General features: G+C 41.6%; 9 protein-coding genes. 4 read left to right on the forward strand and 5 right to left on the reverse strand.

The window, feature by feature from the left end:
- Window positions 1-177: 177 nt before the first annotated feature.
- A complete protein-coding gene (gene mnmE, locus HMPREF3103_RS06805; protein WP_070438576.1) occupies window positions 178-1566 on the reverse strand; it encodes a tRNA uridine-5-carboxymethylaminomethyl(34) synthesis GTPase MnmE in 1389 nt (462 codons plus the stop codon).
- A gap of 259 nt (window positions 1567-1825) precedes the next feature.
- On the opposite strand from mnmE, the gene HMPREF3103_RS06810 reads away from it, so the two are divergent.
- Window positions 1826-2992, forward strand: coding sequence for an aminotransferase class I/II-fold pyridoxal phosphate-dependent enzyme (locus HMPREF3103_RS06810; protein WP_070438578.1), 1167 nt, complete (start codon window positions 1826-1828; stop codon window positions 2990-2992).
- 157 nt (window positions 2993-3149) lie between these two features.
- On the opposite strand, the gene msrA is transcribed toward HMPREF3103_RS06810, so the two are convergent.
- From msrA to HMPREF3103_RS06830, 4 genes are read right to left on the reverse strand one after another with little or no spacing between them, the layout of a single operon-like run.
- On the reverse strand, window positions 3150-3671 hold the full coding sequence (msrA, locus tag HMPREF3103_RS06815) for a peptide-methionine (S)-S-oxide reductase MsrA (protein ID WP_070438581.1): 522 nt from the start codon (window positions 3669-3671) through the stop codon (window positions 3150-3152).
- 11 nt (window positions 3672-3682) lie between these two features.
- Window positions 3683-4585, reverse strand: a complete 903-nt coding sequence (gene sdaAA, locus HMPREF3103_RS06820; RefSeq protein ID WP_005606433.1) for an L-serine ammonia-lyase, iron-sulfur-dependent, subunit alpha — start codon at window positions 4583-4585, stop codon at window positions 3683-3685.
- Window positions 4586-4611: 26 nt separating this feature from the next.
- Window positions 4612-5289, reverse strand: coding sequence for an L-serine ammonia-lyase, iron-sulfur-dependent subunit beta (sdaAB, locus tag HMPREF3103_RS06825; RefSeq protein ID WP_070438587.1), 678 nt, complete (start codon window positions 5287-5289; stop codon window positions 4612-4614).
- A 55-nt stretch (window positions 5290-5344) separates the two neighbouring features.
- Window positions 5345-6115, reverse strand: coding sequence for a MurR/RpiR family transcriptional regulator (locus HMPREF3103_RS06830; RefSeq protein ID WP_070438590.1), 771 nt, complete (start codon window positions 6113-6115; stop codon window positions 5345-5347).
- A gap of 112 nt (window positions 6116-6227) precedes the next feature.
- Between HMPREF3103_RS06830 and pfkB the strand changes: the two genes are divergently transcribed.
- The 3 genes from pfkB to HMPREF3103_RS06845 are packed head-to-tail and all read left to right on the forward strand — an operon-like array spanning window position 6228 to window position 9056.
- On the forward strand, window positions 6228-7148 hold the full coding sequence (pfkB, locus tag HMPREF3103_RS06835; protein ID WP_070438593.1) for a 1-phosphofructokinase: 921 nt from the start codon (window positions 6228-6230) through the stop codon (window positions 7146-7148).
- A gap of 20 nt (window positions 7149-7168) precedes the next feature.
- Window positions 7169-8572 (forward strand): PTS fructose transporter subunit IIC, encoded by a 1404-nt coding sequence (locus tag HMPREF3103_RS06840; protein ID WP_070438596.1) that lies wholly within the window; start codon window positions 7169-7171, stop codon window positions 8570-8572.
- 34 nt (window positions 8573-8606) lie between these two features.
- Window positions 8607-9056 carry a PTS sugar transporter subunit IIA gene (locus HMPREF3103_RS06845; protein WP_070438599.1) on the forward strand — a complete coding sequence of 150 codons (450 nt, stop codon included), beginning with the start codon at window positions 8607-8609 and terminating at the stop codon, window positions 9054-9056.
- Window positions 9057-9157: the final 101 nt, after the last annotated feature.

Raw genomic sequence — 9157 nt, forward strand, 5'->3', positions numbered from 1 at the left:
TCACATTGGTTGCTATTCCCCATTACTGCTACTATAGAATCCGTAAGAATTTCCGTTATTACTCTTTCACGAGAGCCTACAATTAAAATCTGCATGCTCTCATCTCTTAGTATTCGTATTCTGTCTCAGTTTCTTGCAGCAAACTGCCAACTCTCTACCTCTTTTGAGCACACTTGTTTATTTACCCAAGCAGAACTGACTGAACAATTGTGTTAACAGCTCGTCTTGAACCGTATCACCTGTGATTTCGCCCAAGAGATCCCAAGCGCGGGTAAAATCGATCTGGATTAAATCAACAGGCATGCCCATGTCGACCCCGTTCGCCACTTCTTGCAGCGCTTGTTCTGCCTTTTCAAGAAGCGCAATATGACGCGTGTTCGATAAGTACGTAGCGTCGCGCTCATTCATTTGCCCTTGGAAGAAGTAATCGGCAATCTTTTCTTCCAATTGGTCGATGCCTTCTTTCTTCAGCATTGACGTTGTGACAATTTCGCTGTCTGTCGCGAATTCTTTGACCTTGTCCATATCGATTTTTGTTGGTAAGTCTGTTTTGTTTAATAAAATAATGCATTTGAAATCTTTCGTTTGTTCTAATAAGCGGAGGTCTTCATCCATCAACTCTTCGCTTTGATTTAAAATTAAGAGTACGAAATCCGCTTCATTTAACGCTTTACGGCTTCGTTCCACCCCGATTCGTTCAACAACGTCATCCGTTTCACGAATTCCCGCCGTATCAATCAGTTGGAGTGGCACCCCACGAACATTCACGTACTCTTCAATCGTGTCACGAGTCGTTCCGGCGATATCCGTTACGATAGCTTTTTCCTCGCGTAATAACACGTTCAACAGACTCGATTTTCCTACGTTTGGACGTCCAACAATCGCTGTTTTCAAGCCGTCACGCAAAATTTTTCCTTGGCTGGCCGTGTTTAGCAATACGCAAATGCCTTGTGAGACTTGCTGTGTCTTCTCGCGCAACAGTTGCAAGGTCATCTCTTCCACATCATCATACTCTGGATAATCGATATTTACTTCGACTTGCGCTAATGTATTTAAGATTTCTTGTCGTAAATTCTGAATTAACTTCGAGAGTTCTCCGTCAAGTTGGCGCATCGCCATTTGCATCGATTTATCCGTTTTTGCACGAATCAAATCCATCACGGCTTCTGCTTGTGAGAGGTCGATTCGTCCATTCAAGAAGGCGCGTTTTGTAAACTCACCCGGCTCCGCAAGGCGTGCTCCCATACGAAGAACGAGTTGCAAGATGCGGTTAATCGCCACAATCCCACCGTGACAGTTAATTTCCACAACGTCCTCACGCGTAAAAGTCTTTGGCGCGCGAAGCACTGTCACCATCACTTCATCAATGACTTCATCGTTCTTTGGATCCACGATATGCCCATAATGAATCGTATGACTGGCTTGTTCATTTAATCGTTTCTCTTTTAATCGATACACTTCGTCGGCAATGCGAATTGCATCCTCTCCACTAATACGGACAATCCCGATCGCCCCTTCGCCAGGCGCCGTTGAAATCGCCGCAATCGTATCAAATTCTGTCTTCATACTGTCTCTCACTTTCGTTTTATTGCACAAAAAAAGTGCACACTCCACCCCTTCGTCCTCTAGGGTGGCTCGCACTTTGACTGCTAACCGATATTCTCAAAGAGATTATACACTATTTTATGTAGAATTCATAGACAGAAAGCCAATATTAGATTTTTTTCTGAGCGAGTTGTATTTTTATTTCTAAATTTTATACTCGTCATTGCACTCCTTTACAAAACAAGCTACAATCAAACTATGAATTTAAAGGAGGATTCCTATGACCGTAGAACATCCATTTAACAAAATCGTAGAAGGGATTGCAGTTTCTGATATTCGTCAATTCGACGCAGAAGTATCAACAATTCCTGGCATTATCAAATTAACTCTTGGAGAGCCAAATTTTGACACACCTGAACATATTAAAGAAGCGGCTATCCAAGCGATTAAAGACAATCATTCACACTACACACCAAACTCAGGGATTCCTGAATTACGACAAGCTGCGGCAGAATATTACAACAAGAAATTTAATTTTAATTACACAGGAGACCAAGTCATTACAACGATTGGGGCTACTGAAGGGATTAACGCCAGCTTACAAGCCATCTTAAACCCTGGCGACACAGTGATCGTGCCAACACCAGTCTTCCCGCTATATTTGCCGATTACATTGGTGAACCAAGGGAACTTCATTACAGTAGATACAAGTGAAGACGGCTTCGTGTTAACGGCTGACAAATTACGTGCAACCATCGAAGCAAACCCAGATAAAAACTTCAAAGCAGTTGTTCTTGTATACCCAAGTAACCCAACAGGCGTTACTTATTCTAAAGAACAATTGGAAGATTTAGCTGAAGTCATTAAAGAGCACCAACTATGGGCGTTGTGCGATGAAGTATATGCAGAATTAACATATGACAAGACTCACTACTCTCTTGCAAATATCTTACCGGACCAAACGATTGTCATCACTGGTTTATCAAAATCACACGCGATGACAGGATGGCGTATCGGATTCATCTTAGGACCAACACACTTCATGAACGAAGTCGTAAAAACACACCAATACATGGTGACTGCTCCAACAAGCTTTGCGCAATATGGAGCGCTTGCGGCGATGTTACACGGTCAAGATGACTGCGCGAAAATGATGGTTGAATATAGCGAGCGTCGTGACTACCTTGCTGTGGAATTGAAGAAACTTGGCTTCGAAGTCGCAAGTCCTGACGGTGCGTTCTACTTATTCGCGAAAATTCCTGCAAAATGCGGTACAGACTCATGGGCTTTCGTTCGTGACCTTGCTCCAAAAGCAAAAGTAGCGCTGATTCCAGGGGTATCTTTCGGACCTGGTGGCGAAAGCTATGTTCGTTTCAGTTACGCTGCTTCAATGGAAAACTTAAAAGAAGTTGTCACTCGTTTAACAACTTACTTAGCAAACATCTAACATTTGGAAGGCGAAAAAGACCATATATGGTCTTTTTTGCTTTACAGCTTTAAACGATATAGCTTATAAACTATATCGTTTTTATTTTTTATCTCAGAGGTAGAATAAACAATAAAAGAACTAAAATTATCATATATGATAATTTTAGTTCTTTTTCTTATTTCCAAATACTATCGATAAAAGTGTCGCGACCTGAAAGTCCGCGGTAACGTTTGTAATGTTCTGGATCCTTCTTGTAGAAATCTTGGTGATATTCTTCTGCAGGATAGAACGTACTTGCTGGTTCAATTTTTGTCACGATGTCTTTTTTGAATCGACCACTTGCTTGTAAGGCCGCTTTAGAAGCCTCCGCAATCTTCTTTTGTTCCTGCGAATGATAGAAAATCACCGGTCTATATGAATCTCCACGGTCCACGAATTGTCCCATTGCATCCGTTGGGTCCGTTTGTTGCCAGTAGACTTCTACTAGTTTTTCATAAGGGAATACTTCTGGGTCGAACGTGATTTGTACAGCCTCTGTATGTCCTGTTGTTCCGCTACAAACTTCCTTGTATGTTGGATTTTCTTTGTGGCCGCCTGTGTATCCTGAGATTACAGACTCAATTCCTGGTTGGCTATCAAATGGCTTCACCATGCACCAGAAACAACCTCCTGCAAATGTTGCAATTTCTTTTGCCATATGTGCTCCTCCTACTCTTGTTCCGGGTTCAATGAAACATCTTCCCCGAAAATTCTCATCTTAATAGCGACACCGGTTCTAGTTCCTGCTGTTCCACCAATTCCGGTTTCACGCAACTCTCGTGGCATTCTGACCCCGATACTGCGCATCGCTTCAATCGTTTCATCCGCTGGAATCACATTTGTGATCCCCGCAAGCGCCATATCCGCAGCAATCAACGCATTCCCTGCACCAATGGCATTTCGTTTCACGCAGGGCACTTCTACCAGTCCCGCTACAGGGTCACAAACAAGTCCTAATAAATTCCCAAGTGCTGTCGCAAATGCTTCTGAACTCTCTTGCGGTGTTCCTCCTGCCGCTTCAACGGCTGCAGCTGCGGCCATTGCACTGGCACTTCCAACTTCCGCTTGGCATCCGCCCATCGCTCCAGAAATCATTGCGTTATTGGCAACGACCATCCCAAAGGCTGCAGACGTAAAGAGAAAACGCACTTGTTGTTCATGGTTTAAGTTCATTGTATCTGCAATTGAAAACACAACTCCTGGCAAAGTTCCACTGGCTCCAGCGGTAGGTGTCGCACAGACCAAACCCATTGCGGCATTGACTTCATTTGTTCCTAGGGCATATTGTACACCCGCTAGGACACTATCGCCCGATAATGTCTTTCCACGTTCACGATATTTCTTCATCTTCAACGCATCGCCACCGGTTAGTCCCGTTGGAGAAAACACCCCTTCTCCTTCGACGCTTCGTTCAACGGCATTCTTCATCGTTTGTAAGTTTTTTTCCATTTTTTCCCAGATGTACTCTCGACTTTGCTGGGTCATAGCCATTTCCTGTTCAATCATGATTTCAGAAATGGGTTTCTTTTGTTCTGTTGCTAATGCTACCAATTCTTTAATGGTTGAAAACATTGCAAACTTCCTTCCTCATCATCTCATTACGCAAACAGATAAATCGTATGCGTTTGTCTTAATGTTTGTATTTGTTGTTTGAATTCTGGTGATAATAAATCCGCTAATTCATATCCAATCATTTGGCGATTTTCAGCCATTTCTACTCTTTGTTTCGAAATTGTTACCCCATGCTCTTGTAATAGTTGATATACTTTTGGCATTTCACCAAGAGATACCACTTCGAGCAATATTGGAAGCGGGCCTGTAAGCTCCATCTTAAAGCCATCGACCTCGATAACCTTCACTTCCACCGCTCCGCCACCAACAGAGGTCCCAATGAGGCGGATCGTACGTTTCTCGTCACTCAAGGTTAAATCTGCAGTATTGGCATGATTGACTGGACTCATTTCTTTGCGCTCGACAAACTCGATTTGAACTCCTTCGTCCTGGGCGATTTCAACCGCTCGAGGCACACGCTCATCATCTGTTGCAAAGCCTAAGATTCCACTAATAATCGCAAAATCTGTCCCATGTCCCTTATGGGTTTCAGCAAATGACTCATAATAGTCGCAACGCACATTCTTTGGCGTTCCACCGAATAATTGTCTCGCAAGAGCACCAATCGCAATCGCCCCCGCAGTATGTGAAGAAGAAGGGCCCACCATAATCGGACCAATAATATCAAAACAACTCTTATAATTTTGTACTTTATTACTTTCCATGTCGGCGCTCCTTTCTTTGCTTTACTATCGTATCAGTATCCGCCTGTAATGTAAATTATTTTTGGCCGGCAACCCTTATAGCATAAGCATCTAACAATATTCGACTAATCACTTGTAGTGGCAAGCGCGAACGAACTTCATAATCTGGGAAGTACGAGCTTTCTGATTTATATCCAACAAAAGTAATATCACTTAATTTTGCTAGAGGACTCGCACCATTAGCGGTTACTAAAACGATAGGAACTTCATTTTGTTGACACACTTTGGCCGCTTCGACTAATTCTTCTGTATGTCCATTCAGAGATATAATAATCGCCACATCTTGCGCATTTAATCGATGGCTAATCGTCTTTATAATATTGGGGTCTACATATTGTTCGCACGTTCGCTCTAATAGATGAAACTTTATCTCCATTTCACTGGCAATCATTTCACTCAGCCCCCGAGAGAATAAGTAGACGCGTTGTGCCCCAAAAATTGCTTGAACAGCATCTTCTATTGCTCTGCTATCCAATTGCTCAATCGTTCGTCGGACCTCTTGCTCATTTTTTACTACAACGGCTTGAATCTTTTGATCCACAACCTCTAAACTTTTGAAAGTTGATAAATTTTCATTTGCAAATCGATATTGCTTCTTCAAATCATGTTTAAAACTCGTAAAGCCATCATACCCGAGCTTTTTCATCGTTCTCACAATGGACGCAGTTGAAACATTTGCTCGTTCGCTTAACTTTACAATTGAAATAGAAGGCATCTCTTCTATATGTTCTTCAATATAGGCAAGTAGATATTTTTCAGTGTTTGTTAAGCCTTTCGTGTTGAACATGTGAACCCCTCCATTTTGTAAAGTTTTACAAATGTTAACCTCATTTTAGAAAACATTTACAGTATGCTGTATGTAATAATAAGTATAACAAAAAATCATAATGGGAGGTGAAATGATGATTTATACTTGTACGATGAATCTAGCCATCGATTTGTTTATTAAAACCTTGCAAATGTTGCCTTCTGAAGTGAACCGAACGCAAGAGGCCGTTTACATCCCAAACGGGAAAGGAGTAAATGTCAGCTTTATTCTAAAAAAACTTGGGATGAACAACACAGCATTAGGTTTTAAAGCAGGTTTTACTGGTCAATTCATCGAAGACGAGCTCCATAAGGAAGGCATCCAAACACAGTTCGTTAATGTAGACGGAATCACTCGAATCAATGTATTTACTCAAGTAGTATCAACGAGTGAAGAGTTTAAACTCGTAAATCAAGGTCCTAGCGTAAGCCAACCCCAAGAAGAAACACTACTCAAAATAATAGAGAATATGAATACAGAGGACTTTTTATTTGTATCTGGTAGTCATCCGGAAGGCATTACCTATACGACTTATGAAAAAATTGCAAAAGCCGCTCAACTTAGAAGGTTTAAGTTAATCCTTGATACTTCTGCTGACTTTGTACCCGACCTTTTAAAATACCGCCCCTATCTTATCAAACCCAACGATGAAGAATTGGCTGAGTGGTTTGGTTTGATAAATCCAAGCCTTGAAGAAATTAAAGACTGTGGTCAAAAACTACTCGAAAAAGGCGCTGAAAATGTATTAGTTTCCTTAGGCGAAAAGGGAGCAATTCTATTCACGCCAACAGAAACAATCCATGTAACAGCTCCAAAAGGAGAAGTGGTAAATACTGCCTGTGCCGGCGATACTCTTTTAGCTACATTTGTCGGAAGCCAATTATTAGGTTTATCAGATGAACAAGCTTTAATCAAAGCTGTGGCTGCAGGTAGTTCAACAGCATTTAGACCTGGATTGACAGATTTTTCAGACGTTCCTACATTAATGCAACAAATCAAACGCATTTCATAGCACACAAAGGAGGAAAAACAATGACAAAATATGATATTATCGCTGCCACTGGGTGTCCGACAGGGATTGCACACACTTATATGGCACAAGAAGCTCTTGAACAGGCTGCTAAAAAAGCAGGAGTAACGATTAAAGTTGAAACACACGGTCAAATCGGCGTTGAGAATGAACTCACTCCTGAAGAAATCGCAAATGCAAAAGCCGTCATTATTGCTGCTGACAAGGACGTTCAAGCACAACGTTTCGTCAACAAAAAAATTATCGACGTTTCAGTAGGACAAGGAATTAAAAATGCCGATGAATTAGTGGCACAAGCTCTTCGCGGAGAAGGCGTTGTGAAATACCACTCTGACGATGCAGTTGTTGAAGCTTCAGAAGCTCCCCAATCTTCTAACGTTGGTAAGAGCTCTATTGGTCGTGAAATCTACAAACATTTGATGAATGGTGTTTCACATATGCTTCCATTCGTCGTTGGTGGTGGGGTGCTCATCGCGATTTCATTTGCGGTATTCGGAATATACTCATTCGATCCAAATCATGAAACTTACAATGCCTTTTCTGCACAATTAAAAGAAATCGGTGGCTTAGCAATGGGCTTGATGACCCCCGTTCTAGCAGCCTACATCGCACAAAGTATCGGAAATCGCCCTGCTTTAGTCAGTGGTTTTGTTGCCGGTTTAATGGCAAGTAACGGTGGCGCAGGATTCCTCGGTGGTATCGTTGGTGGTTTCTTCGCAGGTTACTTAGTCGTTCTTTTAGAAAAATTATTTAAAGCATTACCAAAAGCATTGGACGGTTTAAAAGCTATTTTCTTATATCCACTATTGGGTGTTTTAATCACCGGACTATTTATGAGTGTTATTGTTAGTCCAATGGCAGGTATTAACCAATCACTAATGGAGTTCTTAAAGGGATTCCAAGATTCAAATCCTATTCTTCTTGGTCTTGTAATTGGATGTATGTGTGCCTTTGATATGGGTGGCCCAGTGAACAAGGCTGCATACGTTACAGGTACCGTTCTTCTTGGTGAAGGAAATACAGCATTCATGGCTGGGGTTTCTGCAGCATGTATTGCTCCTCCACTAATCACAACCGTTGCCGTATTATTATTCAAAAATCGTTTTGACACAAACGAACGTAATGCTGGTTTAGTTAACTTCATCTTAGGTTCAACACACATTACTGAAGGAGCAATTCCTTTCGTAGCAAAAGATCCCCTTCGCGCAATGCCTTCAATGATGTTAGGTTCTTCAATCGCCGCAATTTTAACTTACCTTTTCGGCGTACAAGTCCCTGCTCCTCACGGTGGATTCCTAGTATTACCAGTTGTCACACATCCATTCTTATGGGTATTAGCGATTGCAATTGGTTCTGTTATCGGCGGTGTTGTTCTTGGAGCCACTCGTAAACCACTTTCCGAATAATAGGCAGTCGTTTTAAAAACTTAGGAGGTTTGAAATGTTAATTAGTAAAGAAGCCATTTTCTTAAATGAAAATCTTACTTCTCAAGAAGAAGTCTTTCACTTCATTGCACAAAAAGCGGTAGCACTAGGCGTTTCAGCAGACGAAAATGCCGTGTACAACGGACTTGTAGAACGTGAACAACAAGGAACAACAGGAATGATGGACGGATTCGCGATTCCACATGCAAAATCAAGTGCTATCACGACTCCAAAAATCGTGATTGTACGACTTAATGAAGGAATCGATTGGAATAGTATGGATGGGAAGCCTACTTTATTCATCTTTAGTCTACTAATTCCTGATGGAGAAGCTGGAACAACCCATCTGAAACTACTAGCAACCGTAGCTCGGATGTTAATGAAAGCTAATGTGAAAGAAGCTTTATTAAGCGCTAAAACTGCTGAACAACTTGAAGAGGTATTAAATAGTCATTTAGGAGCTTAGTCTCCAATAATATGGGAGAGAATAACGATGATTATTCTCTCTTTTTTACTCCTTTCCCAAAATTCACTTTGATATGCTCCCTCTAAAGTAGACACTTAAAA

Source organism: Granulicatella sp. HMSC30F09, from assembly GCF_001806915.1.
Lineage (GTDB): Bacteria > Bacillota > Bacilli > Lactobacillales > Aerococcaceae > Granulicatella > Granulicatella adiacens.

Bases quoted from the DNA above. Each gene is read 5' to 3' on its own strand.
- mnmE (WP_070438576.1), bottom strand. From the start codon at position 1,566: ATGAAGACAGAATTTGATACGATTGCGGCGATTTCAACGGCGCCTGGC.
- HMPREF3103_RS06810 (WP_070438578.1), top strand. From the start codon at position 1,826: ATGACCGTAGAACATCCATTTAACAAAATCGTAGAAGGGATTGCAGTT.
- msrA (WP_070438581.1), bottom strand. From the start codon at position 3,671: ATGGCAAAAGAAATTGCAACATTTGCAGGAGGTTGTTTCTGGTGCATG.
- sdaAA (WP_005606433.1), bottom strand. From the start codon at position 4,585: ATGTTTTCAACCATTAAAGAATTGGTAGCATTAGCAACAGAACAAAAG.
- sdaAB (WP_070438587.1), bottom strand. From the start codon at position 5,289: ATGGAAAGTAATAAAGTACAAAATTATAAGAGTTGTTTTGATATTATT.
- HMPREF3103_RS06830 (WP_070438590.1), bottom strand. From the start codon at position 6,115: ATGTTCAACACGAAAGGCTTAACAAACACTGAAAAATATCTACTTGCC.
- pfkB (WP_070438593.1), top strand. From the start codon at position 6,228: ATGATGATTTATACTTGTACGATGAATCTAGCCATCGATTTGTTTATT.
- HMPREF3103_RS06840 (WP_070438596.1), top strand. From the start codon at position 7,169: ATGACAAAATATGATATTATCGCTGCCACTGGGTGTCCGACAGGGATT.
- HMPREF3103_RS06845 (WP_070438599.1), top strand. From the start codon at position 8,607: ATGTTAATTAGTAAAGAAGCCATTTTCTTAAATGAAAATCTTACTTCT.